The 23313-nt window shown below is 62.3% G+C and carries 20 protein-coding genes, 4 tRNA genes and 1 riboswitch; of the genes, 13 read left to right on the top strand and 11 right to left on the bottom strand.

Annotation, left to right across the window (positions count from 1 at the left end):
• Genes V0R59_RS01490 through fabI form a run of 3 tightly spaced genes read left to right on the top strand, consistent with a single transcriptional unit; the run spans nucleotide 1 to nucleotide 3446 of the window.
• Nucleotides 1-1020, top strand: coding sequence for an ABC transporter permease (locus V0R59_RS01490; RefSeq protein ID WP_330075350.1), 1020 nt, complete (start codon nucleotides 1-3; stop codon nucleotides 1018-1020).
• Nucleotide 1021: 1 nt separating this feature from the next.
• Nucleotides 1022-2638 (top strand): ABC transporter ATP-binding protein, encoded by a 1617-nt coding sequence (locus tag V0R59_RS01485; protein ID WP_330075349.1) that lies wholly within the window; start codon nucleotides 1022-1024, stop codon nucleotides 2636-2638.
• A gap of 13 nt (nucleotides 2639-2651) precedes the next feature.
• Nucleotides 2652-3446 (top strand): enoyl-ACP reductase FabI, encoded by a 795-nt coding sequence (gene fabI / locus V0R59_RS01480; protein ID WP_042126258.1) that lies wholly within the window; start codon nucleotides 2652-2654, stop codon nucleotides 3444-3446.
• A gap of 135 nt (nucleotides 3447-3581) precedes the next feature.
• On the opposite strand, the gene V0R59_RS01475 is transcribed toward fabI, so the two are convergent.
• From V0R59_RS01475 to V0R59_RS01445, 7 genes are all read right to left on the bottom strand, one after another.
• Complete coding sequence (locus V0R59_RS01475) at nucleotides 3582-5453, bottom strand: SurA N-terminal domain-containing protein (protein WP_330075348.1); 1872 nt, start codon at nucleotides 5451-5453, stop codon at nucleotides 3582-3584.
• 190 nt (nucleotides 5454-5643) lie between these two features.
• The gene (locus tag V0R59_RS01470; RefSeq protein ID WP_330075347.1) at nucleotides 5644-5916 is read right to left on the bottom strand and encodes an HU family DNA-binding protein; all 273 of its coding nucleotides are present in this window, start codon (nucleotides 5914-5916) and stop codon (nucleotides 5644-5646) included.
• A gap of 145 nt (nucleotides 5917-6061) precedes the next feature.
• Nucleotides 6062-8458: an endopeptidase La gene (lon, locus tag V0R59_RS01465; RefSeq protein ID WP_330075346.1), complete on the bottom strand. Its 2397-nt coding sequence runs from the start codon at nucleotides 8456-8458 to the stop codon at nucleotides 6062-6064.
• 152 nt (nucleotides 8459-8610) lie between these two features.
• Complete coding sequence (gene clpX / locus V0R59_RS01460) at nucleotides 8611-9894, bottom strand: ATP-dependent Clp protease ATP-binding subunit ClpX (RefSeq protein ID WP_330075345.1); 1284 nt, start codon at nucleotides 9892-9894, stop codon at nucleotides 8611-8613.
• A gap of 108 nt (nucleotides 9895-10002) precedes the next feature.
• A complete protein-coding gene (gene clpP / locus V0R59_RS01455) occupies nucleotides 10003-10644 on the bottom strand; it encodes an ATP-dependent Clp endopeptidase proteolytic subunit ClpP (protein ID WP_009400269.1) in 642 nt (213 codons plus the stop codon).
• A 90-nt stretch (nucleotides 10645-10734) separates the two neighbouring features.
• A complete protein-coding gene (gene tig, locus V0R59_RS01450) occupies nucleotides 10735-12048 on the bottom strand; it encodes a trigger factor (RefSeq protein WP_330075344.1) in 1314 nt (437 codons plus the stop codon).
• A 205-nt stretch (nucleotides 12049-12253) separates the two neighbouring features.
• Nucleotides 12254-12559: a DUF6388 family protein gene (locus V0R59_RS01445; protein ID WP_330075343.1), complete on the bottom strand. Its 306-nt coding sequence runs from the start codon at nucleotides 12557-12559 to the stop codon at nucleotides 12254-12256.
• A gap of 277 nt (nucleotides 12560-12836) precedes the next feature.
• Between V0R59_RS01445 and V0R59_RS01440 the strand changes: the two genes are divergently transcribed.
• Complete coding sequence (locus V0R59_RS01440; RefSeq protein ID WP_330075342.1) at nucleotides 12837-13217, top strand: hypothetical protein; 381 nt, start codon at nucleotides 12837-12839, stop codon at nucleotides 13215-13217.
• 117 nt (nucleotides 13218-13334) lie between these two features.
• Here V0R59_RS01440 and V0R59_RS01435 read toward each other — a convergent pair.
• From V0R59_RS01435 to V0R59_RS01420, 4 genes are all read right to left on the bottom strand, one after another.
• Nucleotides 13335-13410, bottom strand: a tRNA-His gene (locus V0R59_RS01435).
• Nucleotides 13411-13468: 58 nt separating this feature from the next.
• Nucleotides 13469-13553 (bottom strand) — tRNA-Leu (locus V0R59_RS01430).
• 53 nt (nucleotides 13554-13606) lie between these two features.
• Nucleotides 13607-13682, bottom strand: a tRNA-His gene (locus tag V0R59_RS01425).
• Nucleotides 13683-13720: 38 nt separating this feature from the next.
• Nucleotides 13721-13797, bottom strand: a tRNA-Arg gene (locus V0R59_RS01420).
• 280 nt (nucleotides 13798-14077) lie between these two features.
• On the opposite strand from V0R59_RS01420, the gene folD reads away from it, so the two are divergent.
• From folD to V0R59_RS01375, 9 genes are all read left to right on the top strand, one after another.
• Complete coding sequence (folD, locus tag V0R59_RS01415; protein WP_330074290.1) at nucleotides 14078-14932, top strand: bifunctional methylenetetrahydrofolate dehydrogenase/methenyltetrahydrofolate cyclohydrolase FolD; 855 nt, start codon at nucleotides 14078-14080, stop codon at nucleotides 14930-14932.
• A gap of 92 nt (nucleotides 14933-15024) precedes the next feature.
• A riboswitch (cobalamin riboswitch) is annotated at nucleotides 15025-15229 on the top strand.
• Nucleotides 15230-15346: 117 nt separating this feature from the next.
• Entirely contained in the window at nucleotides 15347-17299 is a 1953-nt protein-coding gene (locus V0R59_RS01410; RefSeq protein ID WP_330074289.1) for a TonB-dependent receptor plug domain-containing protein, read from the top strand.
• 77 nt (nucleotides 17300-17376) lie between these two features.
• Nucleotides 17377-17727, top strand: coding sequence for a (2Fe-2S) ferredoxin domain-containing protein (locus V0R59_RS01405; protein ID WP_330074292.1), 351 nt, complete (start codon nucleotides 17377-17379; stop codon nucleotides 17725-17727).
• Nucleotides 17724-18638, top strand: coding sequence for an ABC transporter substrate-binding protein (locus V0R59_RS01400; protein ID WP_330074288.1), 915 nt, complete (start codon nucleotides 17724-17726; stop codon nucleotides 18636-18638). Before V0R59_RS01405 ends, V0R59_RS01400 begins: the two co-directional genes overlap by 4 nt.
• A 133-nt stretch (nucleotides 18639-18771) precedes the next feature.
• On the top strand, nucleotides 18772-19689 hold the full coding sequence (gene ctlX, locus V0R59_RS01395) for a citrulline utilization hydrolase CtlX (protein WP_330074287.1): 918 nt from the start codon (nucleotides 18772-18774) through the stop codon (nucleotides 19687-19689).
• A 25-nt stretch (nucleotides 19690-19714) separates the two neighbouring features.
• Nucleotides 19715-20761 (top strand): ornithine cyclodeaminase, encoded by a 1047-nt coding sequence (locus V0R59_RS01390; protein ID WP_330074286.1) that lies wholly within the window; start codon nucleotides 19715-19717, stop codon nucleotides 20759-20761.
• A 266-nt stretch (nucleotides 20762-21027) separates the two neighbouring features.
• Entirely contained in the window at nucleotides 21028-21807 is a 780-nt protein-coding gene (locus V0R59_RS01385) for an ABC transporter substrate-binding protein (protein WP_330074285.1), read from the top strand.
• Nucleotides 21808-21875: 68 nt separating this feature from the next.
• On the top strand, nucleotides 21876-22601 hold the full coding sequence (locus tag V0R59_RS01380; RefSeq protein ID WP_330074284.1) for an ABC transporter permease: 726 nt from the start codon (nucleotides 21876-21878) through the stop codon (nucleotides 22599-22601).
• Nucleotides 22598-23311: an ABC transporter permease gene (locus tag V0R59_RS01375; protein WP_330074283.1), complete on the top strand. Its 714-nt coding sequence runs from the start codon at nucleotides 22598-22600 to the stop codon at nucleotides 23309-23311. The genes V0R59_RS01380 and V0R59_RS01375 overlap by 4 nt, the downstream gene beginning before the upstream one ends.
• The last annotated feature ends 2 nt before the right edge of the window (nucleotides 23312-23313 follow it).

Genomic DNA, 23313 nt, shown 5'->3' with positions numbered 1-23313 from the left:
ATGAACCTGTCCCCTCTCAATCGCCGCCGCTTCGAGCGCTTCAAGGCCAACCGCCGCGGCTGGTGGTCGCTATGGTTGTTCCTGATCCTGTTCGGCCTGAGCCTGGGTGCCGAGCTGATCGCCAACGACAAGCCGCTGGCGGTGCGCTACGACGGCGAGTGGTACTTCCCGGCGTTCAAGCGCTACCCGGAAACCACCTTCGGCGGCGAATTCCCCCTGGAAGCCAACTACAAGAGCCCGTACATCCGCGACCTGCTGGAGAAGAAGCAGAGCTGGGTGCTGTGGGCGCCGATCCCGTTCAGCTACCAGAGCATCAACTACGACCTCAAGGTCCCCGCCCCTGCCCCGCCCTCGGCGCAGAACTGGCTGGGCACCGACGACCAGGGCCGCGACGTGCTGGCAAGGGTGATCTACGGCTTCCGCATCTCGGTGCTGTTCGCCCTGACCCTGACCGTGCTCAGTTCCATCATCGGCGTGATCGCCGGCGCCCTCCAGGGCTTCTATGGCGGCTGGGTCGACCTGGCCGGGCAGCGCTTCCTGGAAATCTGGTCGGGGCTGCCGGTGCTGTACCTGCTGATCATCCTCGCCAGCTTCGTGCAGCCTAACTTCTGGTGGTTGCTGGGGATCATGCTGCTGTTCTCGTGGATGAGCCTGGTGGACGTGGTCCGTGCCGAGTTCCTTCGCGGACGCAACCTGGAATACGTGCGTGCTGCACGGGCGCTGGGCATGCAGAACGCGGCGATCATGTACCGGCACATCCTGCCCAACGCCATGGTCTCGACCATGACCTTCCTGCCATTCATCCTCACCGGCGCCATCGGCACCCTGACCGCCCTGGACTTCCTCGGCTTCGGCCTGCCGCCGGGCGCGCCGTCCCTGGGCGAGCTGGTGGCCCAGGGCAAATCCAATCTGCAAGCGCCGTGGCTGGGCATCAGCGCCTTCGCCGTGCTCGCCCTGATGCTCAGCCTGCTGGTATTCATCGGCGAATCCGCCCGCGATGCCTTCGACCCGAGGAAATGACATGAACAAGGACACCTTGATCGAAGTACGCGACCTTGCCGTCGAGTTCGTCAGCGGCGCCCAGCAGCAGCGCGTGGTGGAAAGCGTCAGCTTCGATATCCGCCGCGGCGAGACCTTGGCCCTGGTCGGCGAAAGCGGTTCGGGCAAATCGGTCACCGCCCACTCCATCCTGCGCCTGCTGCCCTACCCGCTGGCGCGGCACCCGGCCGGGAGCATCCGCTACGACAACCAGGACCTGCTGCACCTGGACGAAAAGAAGATGCGCCATATCCGTGGCAACCGCATCGCGATGATCTTCCAGGAGCCGATGACCTCGCTGAACCCGCTGCACAACATCGAGAAGCAAATCAACGAAGTGCTGATGCTGCACAAGGGCCTGCGCGGCAAGGAAGCCACGGCGCGGACCCTGGAACTGCTGGAGCTGGTGGGCATCCCGGATCCGCTAAAACGCCTCAAGGCCCTGCCCCACGAGCTCTCTGGCGGCCAGCGCCAGCGGGTGATGATCGCCATGGCCCTGGCCAACGAGCCGGAACTGCTGATCGCCGACGAGCCGACCACCGCCCTGGACGTCACTGTCCAGTTGAAGATCCTCGAATTGTTGAAGCGTTTGCAGGCCAAGCTGGGCATGGCGCTGCTACTCATCAGTCACGATCTGAACCTGGTGAAAAGAATTGCGCACCGCGTATGTGTCATGCAGCGCGGTTGCATCGTCGAACAGGCGTCGTGTGAAGAACTGTTCCGCGCGCCGCAGCATCCGTACACGAAAATGCTGCTCGGTGCCGAGCCCAGCGGCAAGCCCGCCGCCAACCCGGAGGGCGCGCCGCTGCTGGAAGTCGAGGACCTGCGTGTCTGGTTCCCGATCAAGAAAGGCCTGCTGCGCCGTACCGTCGACCACGTCAAGGCGGTGGACGGCATCAACTTCAGCCTGCCCCAAGGCCAGACCCTGGGCATCGTTGGCGAAAGTGGCTCGGGCAAATCTACGCTGGGTCTGGCGATCCTGCGCCTGATCGGCAGCAAGGGCGCCATCCGCTTCGAGAACCAGCGGCTGGACGGCATGAGCCAGCAGCAGGTGCGCCCGCTGCGGCGGGAGATGCAGGTGGTCTTCCAGGACCCCTTCGGCAGTCTCAGCCCACGCATGTGCGTGAGCGACATTGTCGGGGAAGGCCTGCGCATTCATCGGATAGGCACGGAGGCGGAACAGGAACAGGCCATCATGGAGGCGCTCAGGGAAGTAGGTCTGGACCCGGAAACCCGGCACCGCTACCCTCACGAGTTTTCCGGAGGCCAACGACAACGGATTGCCATTGCCCGGGCACTGGTATTGAAACCGGCACTGATCCTGCTGGACGAGCCCACCTCGGCGCTCGATCGCACGGTTCAGCGCCAGGTGGTGGAACTGCTGCGTGCGCTGCAGACCAAGTACAACCTGACCTACCTGTTCATCAGCCACGACCTGGCGGTGGTCAAGGCGCTCAGCCACCAGTTGATGGTGGTCAAGCAGGGCCAGGTGGTGGAACAAGGTCCGGCCGCGGAGATTTTCGCCGCACCACAACATACTTATACACAGCAGCTGCTGGAGGCCGCTTTCCTGGCTCCCACGGCTGTCGATATAACCTGAAGAGGAACAACACATGGGTTTTCTCGCCGGTAAGCGCGTCCTGATCGTCGGTGTCGCCAGCAAACTGTCCATCGCATCCGGCATCGCTGCCGCCATGCATCGCGAGGGGGCAGAGCTTGCCTTCACCTACCAGAACGAAAAGCTCAAGGGCCGTGTCGAAGAATTCGCCGCCGGCTGGGGCTCCAACCCTGAGCTGTGCTTCCCTTGCGACGTTGCCAACGATGACGACATCGCCAAGGTCTTCGAGGAACTGAGCAAGAAGTGGGATGGCCTGGACTGCATCGTGCACTCCGTGGGCTTCGCCCCGGGCGACCAGCTGGACGGCGACTTCACCGAAGTCACCACCCGCGAAGGCTTCCGTATCGCCCACGACATCAGCGCCTACAGCTTCGTCGCCCTGGCCAAGGCCGGTCGCGAAATGATGAAAGGCCGCAACGGCAGCCTGCTGACCCTGTCGTACCTGGGCGCAGAGCGCACCATGCCTAACTACAACGTCATGGGCATGGCCAAGGCCAGCCTGGAAGCCGGCGTTCGCTACCTGGCCGGCAGCCTCGGCCCGGAAGGCACTCGCGTCAACGCCATTTCCGCAGGTCCGATCCGTACCCTGGCCGCTTCCGGCATCAAGAGCTTCCGCAAGATGCTGGCCGCCAACGAAGCGCAGACCCCGCTGCGCCGCAACGTCACCATCGAGGAAGTCGGCAATGCCGGCGCCTTCCTCTGCTCCGACCTGGCGTCGGGTGTCAGCGGTGAAATCATGTACGTGGACGGTGGCTTCAACACCACTGCCATGGGCGATATCTCGGAGTAAGACTCCGGGAAAGGGAAAAGGCCGCGAATGCGGCCTTTTCTTTTGTCTGCAGGATTGTTGTCGCCCTCTCGGGCTCATTCCCCGATCAATAAAAAAGGCCGCTCTCGCGGCCTTTCCTGTTGCGGCGGGCACCACTCAGTAACGAGTGATCTCCGCACTGGCTTCCAGCTGCTTGCGGTAGGCCGCGAAGTCCTGCTGACCGGCACGGGAAGCGAGGTAGCGACGGTATTCGCCCTTCTCTTCCGCACTGGCCGCGCTGCCTTCGTTGACGCCATTGAGGCGCAGCACGACGACACTGCCATCGGCCAGGGTAACGGTGGAGTACACCGGCTTGTCCTTGGCCTCGGGCTTGCTCATGCGGAACAGCGCCTGCAGCTCGGCCGGGTCGACACCTTCCTGCATGCGGGTAGCCGCTTCCTGGACTTTCCAGGCCTGGCCGTCCTGCACCGGCTGGTAGGCAACCTTGCCATCGCGCAGGCCGGCGACCAGGGCCTCGGTCTTGCTCTTCACGGCGGCGGTAGCCTGCTCCTGGGCCAGGTGATCATGGATCGGACCAGAAACAGCTTCCAGTGGCAGTTGTTCAGGCTTGCGATGCTCCTTGACGCGGACCACCACGACGGTCTCCGGGTCCAGCTCGATCGCCGAGCTGTTTGCACCTTCATCCATCACTTCGGCGCTGAACGCGGCCTGGATCACCTGGCGGTTGGCAGTGATGCCATCGCCACCCTCGCGACCGAACGGCGCCGAGGTCTGCACCTTCAGGCCCAGGTCCTGGGCTGGCTGGGCCAGGTCGGACGCTTCGAAGGCGGAGTCTTCGAGCTGCTTGCTGGCTTCGACAAAGCGCTGTTCGACCTGCTGGGTCTTCAGTTCGCGGGTCAGCTTGTCCTTCAGGCTGGCGAAGGTCGGCACCTCAGGTGCCTGCACGCCCAGCAGCTTGATCAAGTGGTAACCGAACTCGGTACGCACCGGCTCGGACACCTGGTCCTTGTTCAACGCATACAGCGCGTCTTCGAAGGCCGGGTCGTAGACACCCTTGCCGGCATAGCCGAGGTCACCACCGTTGTTGGCCGAACCCGGATCCTGCGAGAACTCCTTGGCCAGCGCGGCGAAGTCCTCGCCCTTGGCCAGGCGCTGCTGGACATCGGCAATGCGGGCCTTGGCCTGGGCATCGTCCTGCTGGTCGTTGACTTCGACGAGGATGTGCGCGGCATGGCGCTGCTCGGCGAGGTTGGCAATTTCCTTCTGGTACAGCGCCTGCAGTTCGTCGTCGCTGACCTTGACCTGATCGAAGAACGCGGCCTTCTTAAGCTCGACGTAGTCGATGACGACCTGGTCGGGGCTCATGAATTCCTTGGCGTGCTGATCGTAGTGGGCCTTGATCTGCTCGTCGGTAACCTTGACGGCAGCCGGGTCGGCCTTGAAGGTCAGCGAAGCGAAGTCACGGGTTTGCTTTTCCAGGCGGGCGAAGGCGTCGACCTGGGTGTCAGTGACGAAACCGCTACCGGCAAGACCGGCGCGCAGTTGGCCGATCAGCATTTCCTGGGCGAGCATCTCGCGGAACTGCATACGGCCATAGCCCAGCTGGCGAATGACCTGGTCGAAGCGCTCGGCACTGAACTTGCCGTCCACCTGGAATTCAGGGGTCTGCAGGATCACCTGGTCGAGGGCGGCTTCGGAGAAGGAGAACTTGGCGTCGTGAGCGCCCTGGAGCAGCAGTTGACGCTCGATCAGCCCCTTCAGCGCGGCTTCGCGGAGCATCTTGTCGTCCAGCAGGGAAGGATCGAAGTCCTTGCCCAGGCGTTGCATCAATTGCCGGCGTTGCGTGTCGACCGCCTGGCTCAGCTCGTTCTGGCTGATGGTGTCACCGTTGACCTTGGCAGCATCCTTGTTGTGGCTGACGGCCTGGAAGATGGCGTCGAAACCGGTCAGCGCCATCAGTACCACGATGACACCGATGATGGTCTTGGCAATCCAACCTTGTGAATTGTCCCTGATATTTTGCAGCATGCGTCCCCCAGAAACGGCTGTGGCGGCTGCACAACCGCGGAGCGTGGGTAGAGTCCTGATAGAAGAAAGGCGCATCCGGGGATGCGCCTTCTCGTAACGGCGAAGCGGGCGACTTCATGTTCGTGTCCGCTTCGCGTTCGGATCAGCCGCGGGAGCTGATCCGATTAGGCGAAAGCCTGAAGGAAGCGTCTCAGTTGACGGCTTCTTTCAGCGCCTTGCCAGCCTTGAAGCCAGGCTTCTTGGCAGCAGGGATTTCCAGAGTCTTGCCGGTTTGCGGGTTGCGACCGGTACGGGCTGGACGGTCAGTGACCGAGAAGGTACCAAAGCCGACCAGAACCACCGAGTCACCGTCTTTCAGAGCACCGGTGATGGATTCGATGACAGCGTCCAGGACACGGCCAGCGACAGCTTTCGGGATATCAGCGTTATCAGCTACAGCGTCAATCAGTTCCGACTTGTTCACTCTAAGTCCCCTTATCTCTATTTGAGTTTGTTTCTAACTATGTAATGTAAAGCTGAAATCAATGCCAAGTGATCCGTGACACTTTAGTGCCTGTTACAGCAAGGACCTGGAAAACGGTCAGACAGACCACCTGGCTGAATACTGATTAATGCGTGCTAATCCGTTCCTTGGAATCACCGTCGCGTTTTTCATCCTTGGCGACAATCTCGGGAGCCACATCCGGCAAGGGCTCCGGGGCGTATTGCAGCGCAATTTGGAGGACTTCGTCAATCCATTTGACCGGCTTAATCTGAAGATCCTGCTTAATATTGTCAGGAATTTCTTTCAGATCACGCACGTTTTCTTCCGGAATGATCACTGTCTTGATTCCACCACGGTGGGCAGCGAGCAATTTCTCCTTCAGGCCACCGATCGCCAACACCTGGCCACGCAGGGTGATTTCGCCAGTCATGGCTACATCGGCACGCACCGGGATCTGGGTCAGCGCGGAAACCAGGGCGGTGCACATGCCGATACCGGCACTTGGACCATCCTTCGGCGTCGCGCCTTCCGGCATGTGGATGTGGGTGTCGCGCTTCTCGTGGAAATCGGCCGGAATACCCAGGCTCTGCGCACGGCTGCGGACCACGGTCTGCGCGGCAGTGATCGATTCGACCATGACATCGCCCAGCGAGCCGGTCTTGATCAACTGCCCCTTGCCCGGAATGACAGCAGCCTCGATGGTCAGCAGTTCGCCACCGACCTGGGTCCAGGCCAGACCGGTAACCTGACCCACCTGGTCCTGCTGCTCGGCGAGACCGTAGCGGAACTTGCGCACGCCGAGGAAGTGCTCCAGGCACTCGCTGTCGACCTTGACCACCACCTGCTTCTGTCCGATGTACTCCTTGACCACCTTGCGGCAGACCTTGGCGATCTGGCGCTCCAGGCCACGCACGCCGGCTTCCCGGGTGTAGTAGCGGATGATGTCGCGAATCGCCGACTCGTCGACCTCCAGCTCGGTCTTCTTCAGGCCGTTGGCCTTGACCTGTTTCGGCACCAGGTACTTGACCGCGATGTTGATCTTCTCGTCCTCGGTGTAGCCCGGCAGACGGATGACTTCCATCCGGTCCAGCAGCGCCGGCGGGATGTTCATCGAGTTGGAGGTGCAAAGGAACATCACATCCGAGAGGTCATAGTCGACTTCCAGGTAGTGATCGTTGAAATTGTGGTTCTGCTCGGGGTCGAGCACTTCCAGCAGCGCCGAAGCCGGATCGCCGCGCATGTCGCTGCCCATCTTGTCGATCTCGTCGAGCAGGAACAGCGGGTTGCGCACGCCCACCTTGGTCATCTTCTGGATCAGGCGGCCCGGCATCGAACCGATGTAGGTGCGGCGGTGACCACGGATCTCGGCCTCGTCACGCACGCCACCGAGAGCCATGCGCACGAACTTGCGGTTGGTGGCGCTGGCGATCGACTCGGCCAGCGAGGTCTTGCCCACGCCGGGCGGACCGACCAGGCACAGCACCGGACCGCGAATCTTCTTCACGCGTTTCTGTACCGCGAGGTACTCGAGGATACGCTCCTTGACCTCTTCCAGGCCGTAGTGGTCGGCGTCGAGGATTTCCTCGGCCTTGGCCAGGTCCATGCGCACCTTGCTCTGCGCCTTCCACGGCACCTGCACCAGCCAGTCGAGGTACGAACGCACCACAGTGGCTTCGGCAGACATCGGCGACATCTGCTTGAGCTTGTTCAGCTCGGCCTGGGCCTTGGCATAGGCGTCCTTGGGCAGGCCGGCGGCTTCGAGGCGCTTCTTCAGTTCCTCGACTTCATTGTGACCTTCGTCGCTGTCGCCGAGCTCTTTCTGAATGGCCTTCATCTGCTCATTCAGGTAGTACTCGCGCTGACTGCGCTCCATCTGTTTCTTGACCCGGCCACGAATGCGCTTCTCGACCTGCAGCAGGTCGATTTCCGCATCCAGCAGTGCCAGCACGTGCTCGACACGGGTGGCAAGGTCGATGATCTCGAGGATTTCCTGCTTCTGCTCGATCTTCAGGGCCATGTGCGCGGCCATGGTGTCGACCAGGCGGCCCGGCTCATCGATGCTGTTGAGGGAGGACAGGACCTCGGCCGGCACCTTCTTGCCCAGTTGCACGTATTGCTCGAACTGGGACAGCAGGCTACGCACGAAGACTTCGGACTCGCGGTCGGCGGCGTCGGTCTCCTCGATCAGGGTGACTTCGGCACGAATATGCCCTTCCACCTCGACGAAACGCTCGACAGCGCCGCGCTGCTCGCCCTCGACCAGCACCTTGACGGTGCCATCGGGCAATTTCAGCAGCTGGAGGACGGTGGCGATGGTGCCGACACGATACAGGGCGTCTTCACCCGGATCGTCATCGGCGGGATTCTTCTGAGCGAGCAAAAGGATTTGCTTCTCACCGGTCATCGCGGCCTCAAGGGCTTCGATGGACTTTTCACGCCCCACGAACAGCGGGATGACCATGTGCGGGTAAACAACGACGTCGCGCAATGGCAAAAGAGGCAAGTCGAGGGTTGTCTTCATGATTTCGCCTCTACAGCGGCCTTGTGGCCGTAATCCGATGGAAATTTGAGCTTGGAGACAATGTGGGGGCAGCCCCGGAAAAAAACAAGCTCCATGACAGGAAAAGCAAAGGGGCCCGTAGGCCCCTTGCTGGTTTTCGCTGCCTTGCAGACTCAAGCGTCTGGCGCGGCCTTGGCTGGCGGCTCGCTGTTCTCATAGATGAGCAGCGGCTGCGAAGTGCCATCGATGACGCTCTCGTCGATCACCACCTTGCTGACGTCCTTCTGCGAAGGAATCTCGTACATGGTGTCGAGCAGGATGCCCTCGAGGATCGAACGCAGGCCACGAGCACCGGTCTTGCGCTCCAGCGCCTTGCGGGCAACGGACTTCAGCGCATCGCTGCGGAACTCCAGGTCCACACCTTCCATCTCGAACAGCTTGCCGTACTGCTTGGTCAAGGCGTTCTTCGGCTCGGTCAGGATCTGCATCAGTGCAGCCTCGTCCAGCTCGTCCAGGGTCGCCAGGACCGGCAGACGGCCGACGAATTCCGGAATCAGGCCGAACTTGACCAGATCGTCCGGCTCGACCTCACGCAGCGACTCGCCCACCTTCTTGCCTTCCTCCTTGCTGCGGACTTCGGCGCCGAAGCCGATGCCGCCACGGGTGGAACGCTGCTGGATGACCTTCTCCAGACCGGAGAATGCGCCACCGCAGATGAACAGAATGTTGCGCGTATCGACCTGCAGGAACTCCTGCTGCGGATGCTTGCGTCCACCTTGCGGCGGAACCGAGGCAACGGTGCCCTCGATCAGCTTCAGCAGCGCCTGCTGCACGCCTTCGCCCGAGACGTCGCGCGTGATCGACGGGTTGTCGGACTTGCGCGAGATCTTGTCGATTTCGTCGATGTAGACAATGCCCATCTGGGCCTTTTCCACGTCGTAGTCACACTTCTGCAGCAACTTCTGAATGATGTTCTCGACGTCTTCACCCACGTAACCGGCTTCGGTCAGGGTGGTGGCATCGGCGATGGTGAACGGTACATTCAGCAGGCGAGCGAGGGTTTCCGCGAGAAGGGTCTTGCCCGAGCCAGTCGGGCCGATGAGCAGGATGTTGCTCTTGCCCAGTTCGACGTCGTCGGCTTTCTTGTCGCGTTGGTTCAGACGCTTGTAGTGGTTGTACACCGCTACGGCCAGAACCTTTTTCGCGCGCTCCTGACCAATGACGTACTGGTCCAGGATGGCGCTGATTTCTTTCGGCGAAGGCAATTTATGCGCGCTGCTCTCGGCCTGGGCTTCCTGCACCTCCTCACGGATGATGTCATTGCACAGGTCGACGCACTCGTCGCAGATAAATACCGAGGGGCCGGCAATCAACTTGCGCACTTCATGCTGGCTTTTGCCGCAGAAGGAGCAATAGAGCAATTTGCCGTTGTCCTCGCCGTTACGGGTGTCAGTCATTCGATCGATCCAATCCGGTAGGCTTGCAACACAAGATGAAGGCAATTGCGGGCTTTTTCAAGTCCGCGGGTAGGCACTTTCCGCGCCTACCCGCTCTGGCACCCGGGATCAGGACGCCAGTTGCCGCTTGTCGTAGACCGAGTCGATCAGGCCGTACTCGGCCGCGCGCTGGGCGCTCATGAAGTTGTCACGTTCGGTATCGCGCTTGATGGTCTCGAGATCCTGGCCGGTGTGATGGGCCAGCAGCTCGTTCAGGCGCGACTTGATATTGAGGATTTCCTGGGCGTGGATCTCGATGTCGGTCGCCTGGCCCTGGAAGCCGCCCAGCGGCTGGTGGATCATCACCCGCGAGTTCGGCAGGCAGTGACGCTTGCCAGCGGCACCGGCGGCCAGCAGGAACGCGCCCATGCTGCAGGCCTGGCCAATGCAGATGGTGGAGACGTCCGGCTTGATGAACTGCATGGTGTCGTAGATCGACATGCCAGCAGTCACCGAACCACCCGGGGAGTTGATGTACAGATGGATATCCTTGTCCGGGTTTTCCGCTTCAAGGAACAGCAGTTGCGCCACTACCAGGTTGGCCATGTAGTCCTCTACCGGACCCACCAGGAAGATCACACGCTCCTTCAACAGGCGCGAGTAGATGTCATAGGCGCGTTCGCCACGGGCGGACTGCTCGATAACCATCGGGACCAGGCCACCGGCGGCCTGGATGTCAGAGCTCTGCTGAATATAAGAATTGCGGGACATGTCCTGCACTCACTCCCAAATAGTCATGGCTTGAATACGCACAAGCCAGCGCGAAGGCTGGCTTGTGGGGTTTTCCTACGAAGGAGGAAATCACTCAGCGGCGGCAGGTGCCTGTGCTGGCTTGACAGCTTCTTCGTACGAGACCGACTTGTCGGTCACAGTCGCTTTCTGCAGGACAGTATCTACAACTTGCTCTTCCAGCACAACCGAACGGACTTCGTTCATTTGCTGGTCGTTCTTGTAGTACCAGGCCACGACTTGTTCTGGCTCCTGGTAGGCCGAGGCCATTTCCTGGATCAGTTCGCGAACGCGGTCTTCGTCCGGCTTCAGTTCGTTCTGCTTGACCACTTCGGCGACGATCAGGCCCAGCACGACACGGCGCTTGGCTTGCTCTTCGAACAGCTCGGCCGGCAGTTGCTCAGGCTTGATGTTGCCACCGAACTGCTGAACGGCCTGCACGCGCAGACGGTTCACTTCGTTTTCCAGCAGGGCCTTCGGCACTTCGATCGGGTTGGCAGCCAGCAGGCCGTCCATTACCTGGTTCTTGACCTTGGTCTTGATCGCCTGGCGCAGTTCACGCTCCATGTTCTTGCGAACTTCGGTGCGGAAGCCGTCCAGACCGGTTTCCTTGATGCCGAACTGGGCGAAGAACTCTTCGTTCAGCTCAGGCAGCTTCGGCTCGGAAACGCTGTTGACGGTAACGGTGAACTCGGCGGCTTTGCCAGCCAGGTCGAGGTTCTGGTAGTCCTCGGGGAAGTTCAGGGTCAGAACGCGTTCTTCACCTGCCTTGGCGCCGACCAGGCCTTCTTCGAAGCCCGGGATCATGCGGCCGGAGCCCAGTACCAGCTGAGTGCCCTTGGCGGAACCGCCAGCGAAGGCTTCGCCGTCGATCTTGCCGACGAAGTCGATGTTCAACTGGTCTTCGTTCTGGGCAGCACGCTCGGCGGCTTCGAAACGGGTGTTCTGCTTGCGCAGGACTTCCAGCATGTTGTCCAGGTCGGCGTCGCTGACGTCGGCGCTCAGGCGCTCGACGGCGATCGAGTCGAAGCCGGCAACGGTGAACTCAGGGAAGACTTCGAAGATGGCGACGAATTCCAGGTCCTTGCCTTTCTCGAACGATTTCGGCTCGACGGCAGGAGCGCCAGCCGGGTTCAGCTTCTGCTCGACCACGGCTTCGTAGAAGGAAGCCTGGACCAGATCACCGAACGCTTCCTGACGGGCAGCATCTTCATAACGCTGACGGATCACGCTCATAGGCACTTTGCCAGGACGGAAGCCTGGAACCTTGGCGCGACGGGCAGTCTGTTGCAGACGCTTGTTGACTTCGGTCTCGACGCGCTCTGCCGGAACGGCGATGGTCATACGACGCTCGAGAGCGGAAGTATTTTCAACAGAAACTTGCATGAATATTCCTCGTTGCACAGACGTTAGCCGGCGATACCCGACTCCAGAATCAAGGGCAAGCATTCTAGTAGCTCAGCCACCAGAAGTCACCCTGTTCGACCCGGAGGCGAATGGCACCGACCTTCATTGATTTCGACATTGAACCAGACGGTGGCACAGCAAATGCCGCGCACTCTTTCCAAATAAAAAACATTCGGCGTGGCGATCAGGAAGCAGGACCGTCGACTTCATTGAAATCGCAGTACTCATCCCAGCTCATTCCCAGAGTCTCCGCCACCTCGCGATGAACCTCCAGGCACATGGCCTGCAGTTCTTCCGGCGATTCGGCGATCAGGCGCAAGGCCAGTTCCCAAGGCTCGATACCCTGCCCCCGAGCTTCATCTTCGAACGCCCACTCAAGCTGCTGACGCCGCTCGACCTCGCTCAACGAAGCGATTTCCGCCAGCAACTGCGGATTGGCCTGCGCGAAACGCTCCAGTGCGACTGCCTGGCGTTGCTCTTTCGCAATCATCCTTCTACCTGCCTGATGGCGTACCGACACTTAATCAACGAGCTGAAATCTATCAGCTTTTGCTCGAACCTTATAGCCATTACAGCTCGGAAGAAACGCCGACCGCTCATCCACAATCCACGCAAAAAAGAGATTTTTCTTACAAATTCTCGGGAGGAAGTTTGCAAATGCGTGTTCCGGGCCATTAATCTAGTATCAATCAACGCCACAAATGCGTTTCATTCCCAATTACCACTTTGACATGCCTGGTGATCAACACCGCAAGGACGTAACCGTGTTGAAGAAACTCCTGATGGTCAGCGCCTGGGCTTTCCCCTGCTCTATCGCCGCTGCTACACCCCTGCAAGCTTCATTCGACCCAGATGCGCAGTACGTGATCGTCAAGGTCAGCGGCAATCCCGGGAGACTCTCGGTAATCACCCAACGCACAGGCCTCAGCGGAACGAGCTTCTCCGCCCGTCAGTTCGATTGCATTTCCCGCACAGTACGCTTCATGGGCTCCAGCACGTCACTGAAAGGCCTGGCAGACGCTCGCCCGGATGACGAGCCCACGCCGATCTTCAAAGGTTCGCTGTCAAGGGCGATCAGCGAGGCCGCCTGTGATGTCGATGCGCCGAAAACGCAAGACCGCGCAACCCTGAGCGTCAACACGCAGTAAACGCCACGAGAGCACGACGAACAAATGAAAAAGGCAGCCACACCAAGGCTGCCTTTTCATTTCACGACCCCAAAAAACGAAAAGGCGCCTGGTTCTCACCAGGCGCCTTTCTGAATATGGGGTGGACGAAGGGAATCGAACCCTCGACCACAGGAATCACAATCCTGCGCTCTACCAACTGAGCTACGTCCACCATTTGTTGCTGACTTGCGACCTTCTCACACCTCAGTGACGGGCGGTGAAGACTTGAATGGTGCGGACGAAGAGACTCGAACTCTTACAGCTTGCGCCGCTGGAACCTAAATCCAGTGTGTCTACCAATTTCACCACGTCCGCGTGAAGCATTTAAAGCAAAGGCGCCAGACTTTCATCAGGCGCCTTTCAGAATATGGGGTGGACGAAGGGAATCGAACCCTCGACCACAGGAATCACAATCCTGCGCTCTACCAACTGAGCTACGTCCACCATATTGCATCTGCTACTTGTGCCAAAGCTGCCTTGATTGGCGCACCCGGCAGGACTCGAACCTGCGACCATCCGCTTAGAAGGCGGATGCTCTATCCAGCTGAGCTACGGGCGCATATTTAATCTGCTTTCGCTTGCGATTACAAATTAACGTTTAGCCGTACCGAACAAGCCAAAATCCGCTCATTCTGCCCGACCTTGCTAACCAGTGCTAGGCCCTGCCCGACAAGTGAGGCGAATCTTATAGACCACCTGTCACACCGTCAACATATTTCTCGGAAAATTTCATTTTATTGAAGGGCTTAGGGCAATTGCCGGACCAAGCGCCTTTGCCCTTCGCCCTGCTCATGAGAGAATGCGCGCTCTTTTTTTCTCTCGATGGTTAATCACCCGTCATGACTGCACAACTTATCGACGGCAAGGCGATCGCCGCCAGCCTGCGCCAGCAGATCGCCCAACGTGTCGTTGAACGTCGCCAGCAAGGTCTGCGGACCCCCGGCCTGGCGGTGATCCTGGTTGGCACCGACCCCGCCTCCCAGGTGTATGTATCGCACAAGCGCAAGGACTGCGAGGAAGTCGGCTTCATTTCGCAAGCCTTCGACCTGCCGAGCAGCACCAGCCAGCAGGAACTGACCGACCTGATCGATCGCCTCAACGATGACGCGAACATCGACGGCATCCTCCTGCAACTGCCGTTGCCGGCCCACCTCGACGCCTCCCTGCTGCTGGAGCGCATCCGCCCGGACAAGGACGTCGACGGTTTCCACCCGTACAACATCGGCCGCCTGGCCCAGCGCATCCCGCTGCTGCGCCCGTGCACCCCGAAAGGCATCATGACCCTGCTGCAAAGCACCGGCCAGGACCTCTACGGCATGAACGCCGTGGTCGTCGGCGCCTCCAATATCGTCGGCCGCCCGATGGCCATGGAACTGCTGCTGGCCGGCTGCACCGTCACCGTCACCCACCGTTTCACCAAGGACCTCGCCGGTCACGTCGGCCGTGCCGACCTGGTGGTAGTGGCCGCCGGCAAGCCAGGCCTGGTCAAGGGTGAGTGGATCAAGGAAGGCGCTATCGTCATCGACGTCGGCATCAACCGCCAGGAAGACGGCAAGCTGGTCGGCGACGTGGTCTACGAGACCGCCCTGCCCCGCGCCGGCTGGATCACCCCGGTTCCGGGCGGCGTCGGCCCGATGACCCGCGCCTGCCTGCTGGAAAACACCCTGTACGCCGCCGAAGAACTGCATCAATAAGCTGACCGGCGATACAGCAACGGCACCCTTGGCGGTGCCGTTTTTTTTGCCCGCAAAAAAGCCCATGGTTGACGAACGGTCATCCCGATGGTCAGATGCCGCCCGTTTCAGGTGTCTGCCGCCGCCGCGCGGCAGGTGAAACGGGAAGCCGGTGCGTCCTTGCGACCAGTCCGGCGCTGCCCCCGCAACGGTAAGCGAGTGAAGCATTCAACCAGGCCACTGTGCGCATGACGCATGGGAAGGCGAATGGCTTCCATCCTCGCAAGCCCGGAGACCGGCCTGAAGCATCACGACTGGAGAACGGATTCGTCAGTCATTTGGCAAACCTGCGGTGGGCGGGCACGAGCCGGTAACCTGGCGCGCGTTCGCCAGTACCCTCCTGTGCGCTTCCCGAAAATTCCTTTCGAGAAGTCAATGAGCAACACATCCTTCACTCCAATCGCCCGCGCGCTACTCGGTTGCCTGCTCGGCAGCCCCACGCTGCTGCACGCGGCCGATGCACTCACCCTGGACCAGCAGATCGTCTCGGCGCCGCCAGTGGAATCCAACACCATCGCGCAGATGGCCCGCTACGGCAGCAAGGTCGAAGTGGTCGAGCGCGAGCAGATCGAACGCGCCGGCCCCAGCGCCGATATCACCCGCGTCCTGCAGATGTTCATCCCTGGCCTGTACGTCGCGCCCAAGCAGGGCCCGTTCGACTACGGTACCTACTCGCTGCTGGGCGGGCGCAACGACGACACGCTGATCCTCCTCGACGGCGTGCGCCTGAACAACCGCCTCTACGGCGGCATCTACATCGATACCCTGCCCGCCGCGGCGATCGAAGGCATCGAAGTGCTCAAGGGCGGCCAGAGCCTGCTGTTCGGTACCCAGGCGGTGTCCGGGGTGATCAACATCGTCACCCGCAATGCCCAGTCCCGCGATGCCTCCGGCCAGGTCAACCTGGGCGTCGACAGCTTCGCCGGGCGCAACGGCGACGGGCGCATCGAACGCATCTTCAGCAACGGTTTCGGCGACCTCGGCCTGCTCGCCTACGTCAGCCACAACATTTCCGAGGGCTACCAGCCGTACCGCAGCAGCGATATCGCTGCGACGGTGAGTGACCGCAAGCGCAGCTACGAGGTCAACACCTTCGGCGCCAAGGCCGCGCAGAGCTTTGGAGACGACAGCCGTCTGGAGCTGTTCTACCAGTACAGCGCCGCCAGCCTTGACTTCCTGCGCCCGACCTCCAACCGCAACACCACCAACGACCGGGTCCAGCAGATCGCCACGGCGACCTTCCAGCAACACCTGAACGAAGACTTCAGCTACTTCGTCAAGGGCCACATGAACGACTGGGACACCAACTACAACCGGGTCTACAACAACACCGACGGCAGCACCCGGGTGGTCAACCACAACGACTACTGGGGCTTCAGCGACTGGGGCGTGCAAGCCGAAGGCACGGCGATCCTGCCCGGCAACCACACCCTGGTGTTCGGCACCGACAACCAGTTCTACAAGGGCAAGGACGATGTCCTGAAGATCGACCAGAACCAGGCCGAAGCCCATGCCCTGTATGTGCAACTGCGCCCCGAGATCACCGCCCTGCCCGACTGGCACCCGAGCATCGGCGTGCGCCGCGAGCACCTGAGCGGCGGCGACAGTGCCACCGTGGGCATGCTCACCTCGCTCTACGACCTCACCGACCACCTCAAGCTGCGCGGCCAGTTCGGCTCGGCCTACAAGCTGCCGAATGCCGAGCAGCTGTACGTCAACGAGCCGGGCGACGAGATGGGCAACCCCAACCTCAAGGCGGAGAAAAGCCGCAACGCCGAACTGGGCCTGGACTACAGCAACCTGGTCAACGGCCAGCCCTACAGCGTCAGCGGCACGTTGTTCCATCGTCGCATCGAGGACCTGATCACCATCGTCGACAGCCAGTGGGTCAACGGCGACGGCGAAATCACCGTGCGCGGTTTCGAGCTCAACGGCCAGGTGCAGCTCAGCGACCGCTGGCAGGTGCAGGCGGACATGACCCGCAACCTCACCGAGTCGCGCAATGGGGCGACCATCAACAACATCCCGCATTACTTCGCCCGCAGCCGGATCGGCTACGAGTCCGCCGACCGCATGTGGGGCGCGGGTGCGGCGGTGCGCTACATCGGCAGCGTGATCAGCCCGCGGGATATCGACTATGGCCACTACACCGTGGTCGATGCCGACGCCTACCGCTACCTGGATGGCCAGCGCCAGCATCGCCTGAGCCTGTTGCTGGAGAACCTGCTGGACCGTGACTACACCACCAGCATGGATTCCAGCTCGCCACGGGTAAGCAACCTGGGCCGGCCGTTCACGGCCGAAGCGCGGTACACCTACAGCTTCTGAGGCGCTTTGTGATGGAAGCGTACGTCGTGGGCTACCACAGCGTACGCGTCGCCTCGACGGAATTCGAAGGACAGCCCATGAACGAACAGGACATCCCCAGCAACCCCGAGTGGTCGCACATCCCTGACCACGCCCGCCACGTCATGCTCTGCACCGGCCCCCGCTGCACCCTGCGCGGCGCCCTGAAAGTCTGGAAGACGGTGCGCAACGAGCTGCTGGCCGCGCAACGCATGGAGACCGCCGACGGCGTCCTGCTGACCCGCACCCATTGCCAGTTCCCCTGCAACCTCGGCCCGGTGGCAACGGTGTATCCGGACCGCTGCTGGTACCGCATCGCCAGCCACGACGACGCCCGGCGCCTGGTCCGCGAACACCTGGTGGACGGTCGCCCGGTACGCGACCTGCTGCTCAACGGAGACGGCCCATGAAGCACCTGACGTGGCTATTGCTCCTGGCCTGCTCCAGCGCGAATGCCCTCGACTACCAGAACTGCGGCGAGACCTGGACCCACAAGGCCCCCGGACCACAGCGCATCCTTGCCCTCAACCAGCACGCCGCCGACCTGCTGCTGGCACTGGATGCCGGCCCGGCTCTGGCCGCAGTCAGCTATATAGATGACGACGTCGGCGCCCTGAAGGAAAACCGCTACCGCGGCGTCCCCTTGCTGTCGCGCCAGTACCCCTCCCAGGAAGTCTTCTACGCCGGACGCTTCGACCTGGTGGTCGGAGGCTTCGCCAGCGCCTTTCGCGACGGCGTCGGCTCACGCCACGACCTGGTCCGCCTCGGCATCGCCAGCTACCTGCTGGAAGACGCCTGCGCCGCCCCGCCCGCTTCCGGCTTCGACGCCATCGAACATGACCTGCGCACCCTCGGCGCCCTGCTCGGCCGCCAGGACCGCGCCGAAACAGTGATCGCCCGCCAGCGAGCCGACCTGCAGCAGGCCCGCACCCTCGCCGCCACCCACAAGCCGCTGCGCGTCTTCTACCTGGATAGCGAGACCCAGGGCCTGGACAGCGAAGGCAGCCGCGGCTTCGTCACCGAGCTGATCGCCGTGGCCGGCGGGCGCAATATCTTCGCCGACATCGACCTGCACCGGGTCACGGTGGATGCCGAGACCCTGCTGCGCCAGGACCCGGACGTGCTCCTGCTGGCCGATGCGGTCTGGTCCCCGGCCAGCGCCAAGCGCGACTACCTGCGCAAGCACCCGGCCCTGTCGCACCTGCGCGCGGTGCGCGAGAACCGCATGATCGACATCCCTTTCAGCCACCTGGTCGCCGGCGAACACAGCGCCCGCACCGCCCTGCAACTGGCCCGGGAACTGGCGACGATCCACGACTGAACGGCCACAGCCGATTCGGCTGCCGAACCCTCGGTTTCAGCTTTCCCGGCTGGGCGCCCCACGCGCTTCAGCCGGGATTGCAGCGCCAGCGGGAGGACAATGGACGCATCGCCAACCCCGGATGCGTGCCCCGATGCAAACAACAAATACGGTCCTGATGATCCGCCCGGCGCGGTTCGCCTTCAACCCGGACACCGCCCTCAACAACCGCTTCCAGAAGCCCGTGCTGGACGCCGAAGCCGCACAGCAGAAAGCGCTGGAAGAGTTCGACGGCTATGTCGACACCCTGCGCCAGCACGGCGTCGAAGTCCTGGTGGTGCAGGACACTCCGGCCCCGCACACCCCCGACTCGATCTTCCCCAACAACTGGTGGAGCAGCCACGCCGACGGCAGCCTGGTGCTCTACCCCATGGAAGGCCGCAACCGCCGCCTGGAGCGGGACAAGGGCGTGCTGCGGGTGCTCGACGAACGCTTCGCCATCCGCAACACCATCGACCTCAGCCCGCTGGAGCAACAGGAAATCTTCCTCGAAGGCACCGGCAGCATGGTCCTCGACCGCGAACACCGCATCAGCTACGCCTGTCATTCCGGGCGCACCCACGGCGAGGCCCTGCGCGCGTTCGCCGAGCGCCTGGACTACCGCCTCTGCGTGTTCCATGCCGTCGACCGTCACCAGGCACCGATCTACCACAGCAACGTGATGATGAGCGTCGGCCGCCAGCTCGCCGTGGTCTGCCTCGACGCCCTGCCCAACGCCGCCGAACGCTACACCCTGGAGCGCAGCCTGCGCGACACCGGCAAGGACATCCTCGCCCTCGACTTCGACCAGCTCGAAGGTTTCGCCGGCAACATGCTCGAAGTCCACGACAAGCAGGGCCAGCCGCTGCTGGTGATGTCGCGTAGTGCCTGGACCTCGCTGAGCCCGGCGCAGCGCCGCCAGGCCGAGCGCCACAGCCACCCGGTGGTGGTGAACATCGACCATATCGAACGCATTGGCGGAGGCAGCGCGCGCTGCATGCTCGCCGAAGTGCACCTGCCCGTTCGCAACTGAAACCGCCCAGAAGAAGGAAGCCATCATGACCCGCTATATCGACGTGACCGACCTCAGCCACCTGGTCGCCCGCAAGGGCCTGACCACGTGCCTGGAAGAAATGGCCGAGTACATCCGCCAGGATTACCTGCGCTGGCACGACTTCGAGAAATGCGCGCGGGTGGCCAACCACTCGCCGGACGGGGTGATCGAACTGATGCCCGCCTCCGACGCCAACCTCTACGCGTTCAAATACGTCAACGGCCATCCGAAGAACACCCGCCACGGCATGCTCACCGTGATGGCCTTCGGCGCCCTCGGCGATGTCGACACCGGCAAGCCGCTGCTGCTCAGCGAAATGACCCTGACCACGGCGATCCGCACCGCCGCCACCTCGGCCCTGGCCGCACGCTACCTGGCCCGCCTTGGCAGCCGCAGCATGGCGCTGATCGGCAACGGCTCGCAGAGCGAGTTCCAGGCCATCGCCTTCCATGCCCTGCTCGGCATCGAGGAAATCCGCCTGTACGACCTCGACCCGCAGGCCACCGCCAAGCTGGCTGCCAACCTCGCCGGCTATCCGGGCATCCGCCTGGTCAAGGCTGCCTCGGTGGCGGAAGCGGTGCGTGGCGCCGACATCGTCACCACGGTAACCGCCGACAAGGCCTGCGCCACCATCCTCACTCCAGAGATGATCGAGCCAGGCATGCACCTCAATGCCGTCGGCGGCGACTGCCCGGGCAAGACCGAACTGCACCGCGACATCGTCGAGCGCGCGCGGGTGATCGTCGAATACGAGCCGCAGAGCCGCATCGAAGGCGAGATCCAGCAGATGCCGGCCGACTCGCCGGTGACCGAGTTCTGGCAGATCGTCAATAGCGACATCCAGGGACGTGAAAGCGCCGGCCAGGTGACCCTGTTCGACTCCGTCGGCTTCGCCATCGAGGACTACTCGGCGCTGCGCTATGTGCTGGACGTGGCCAAGGCCCTGGACATCGGCAGCGAGATCGCGCTGGTACCGGACCTGGACGATCCGAAAGACCTCTACGCCCTGCTTCGACCCGCGGCATCCGCAGTCGAGAAGAAGCGCGCCTGAGCCAGCCGAATCCGCCGCGGCGAGCCTGCGGCGGATCGGAAAACGCTGTTGCAAAGCCAAAACAGGAGGTGTTCCAGCCGAATCGGCTGTCAATGGTTCGGGAACAGCATATTCCGGTAGCCAGCACCGGCCCGAACGACACAAAAAAACCGCTGCCATCGCGCATCCTGAGCCCCGACCGAAGAGTCATTACAAGACCACGAGGCCCAGGCCTACGAAGCGTTTCACTGCCCTATTTCCAACTACAAAACACAGGGACCATCACTATGACTTCGCTGCGAAAACTTCTCGGCGTCCTGCTCCTGCCACTCTGCGCCAGCGCGGCCCAGGCCCAGGAATGGAAAGAAATCCGCTTTGGCGTCTTCCCCGAATATCCCCCCTTCGAATCCGTCGCCGCCGACGGCAGCCTGCAGGGCTTCGACATCGAGCTGGGCAATGCCATCTGCGCCAAGCTGGAAGTCAAATGCACCTGGGTGCACAACGAGTTCGACGGCATGATCCCGGCCCTGCGCGCGCGCAAGTTCGACGCCATCATGTCGTCCATGGCCGTGACCCCGGCACGCCTGAAGCAGATCGACTTCAGTGATCGCCTGTTCCTCAGCCCGACCTCGGTGATCGTGCGCAAGGGCGCCGGTTTCGGCGATACCCCGGAATCCCTCAAGGGCAAGACCGTCGGCGTGCTGCAAGGCTCGCTGCAGGAAGCCTACGCCCGCGCCAAGCTCGCGCCACTGGGCGCCCAGGTGAAGGCCTACCAGGCCCAGGACCAGAACTACGCCGACCTGATGAACGGCCGCCTCGACGCCACCGTCACCGACAAGCTGGAAGCCCAGCTCAACTTCCTCACCAAGCCCGAGGGCGCCGACTTCCAGAGCGGCCCGGCGATCAAGGACCCGACCCTGCCACTGGACATCGCCATGGGCGTGCGCAAGAACGATGCGGAACTCAAGGCCCTGCTGAACAAGGGCATCGCGGCGGTGCTGGCCGATGGCACCTTCCAGAAGATCCAGCAGAAGTATGTCGGCGACCTGGATATCTACAACGAGTAACCCCGCCGCGCGCCGCCCGGGCCCTGGGCCTGGTCGGCGACACCGCGAGCGCCCATCGAGATTTTCCCGTGAACGACTTCCTCCACTCTGTCGGCTTGCAGGCCCTCAGCCTGCAGGGCTTCGGCCCGCTGTTGGCGCAAGGCGCCTGGATGACCGTGAAGCTGGCGCTGCTGTCCCTGGCCCTGAGCCTGCTGCTGGGGCTGCTCGGCGCCAGCGCCAAGCTCTCGCCGATCCGTCTGCTGCGCCTGCCCGCCACCCTCTACACCACGCTGATCCGCAGTGTCCCCGACCTCGTGCTGATCCTGCTGATCTTCTACACCTTCCAGATCTGGCTCAACGACTTCACCGAATGGATGGGCTGGGGCTACTTCGAGATCGATCCGTTCGCCGCCGGCGTGCTGACCCTCGGCTTCATCTACGGTGCCTACTTCACCGAGAATTTCCGCGGCGCGATCCTCAGCGTGCCCGCCGGACAACTGGAAGCAGCTACCGCCTATGGCCTGAGCCGCCTGCAGCGTTTTCGCCTGGTGCTGTTCCCGCAACTGATGCGCTTCGCCCTGCCGGGGCTGGGCAACAACTGGCTGGTGCTGCTCAAGTCCACCGCGCTGGTGTCGATCATCGGCCTCGCCGACCTGGTGAAAGCCGCGCAGAACGCCGGCAAGAGTACCAACAACGTCCTGTATTTCCTGATCATCGCCGGGCTGGTCTACCTGCTGATCACCACCCTCTCCAATCGCCTGTTCAAGCGGCTTGAGCGGCGCTTCAACACCGGCATCAAGGGGCTGACATCATGATCGAACTGATTCAGGAATACGGCCTGGCCTACCTGTACCACGATGGTGCCGGCATCTCCGGGCTGGCCATGACCCTGTGGCTGTTCGTGGTGACCATGGTCGTCGGCTTCTTCCTCTCGCTGCCCCTGGCCCTGGCGCGAGTCTCGCGCAAGCCGTGGCTGCGCTTGCCGGTGGAGTTCTACACCTACCTGTTCCGGGGCACGCCGCTCTATATCCAGTTGCTCATCTGCTACACCGGCCTGTATGGCCTGGAAGTAGTGCGCGACCACGAGATGCTCGACCGCTTCTTCCGCAACGCGCTGAACTGCACCCTGCTGGCCTTCGTCCTCAACACCTGCGCCTACACCGTGGAGATCTTCGCCGGGGCGATCCGCAACATCCCCCATGGCGAGATCGAGGCGGCCCAGGCCTATGGCCTGCATGGCTGGAAGCTCGACCTGTTCGTGATCCTGCCGGCGGCGCTGCGCCGTTCGCTGCCGGCCTACAGCAACGAACTGATCCTGATGCTGCACGCCACCTCGCTGGCCTTCACCGCGACCATCGCCGATGTGCTCAAGGTGGCCCGCGACGCCAACGCCGCGACCTTCCTGACCTTCCAGGCCTTCGGTATCGCCGCGCTCCTGTACATGCTGCTGTCCTTCGCGCTGGTCGGGCTGTTCCGCCTGGCCGAACGACGCTGGATGCGTTTTCTCGTTCCTTCCCGAGGCTGACC

This window comes from Pseudomonas ulcerans, assembly GCF_036324125.1.
GTDB lineage: Bacteria > Pseudomonadota > Gammaproteobacteria > Pseudomonadales > Pseudomonadaceae > Aquipseudomonas > Aquipseudomonas ulcerans.
The sequence above is the reverse complement of the archived record's forward strand: the minus strand, read 5'-3'. Positions and strand labels throughout refer to the sequence as shown.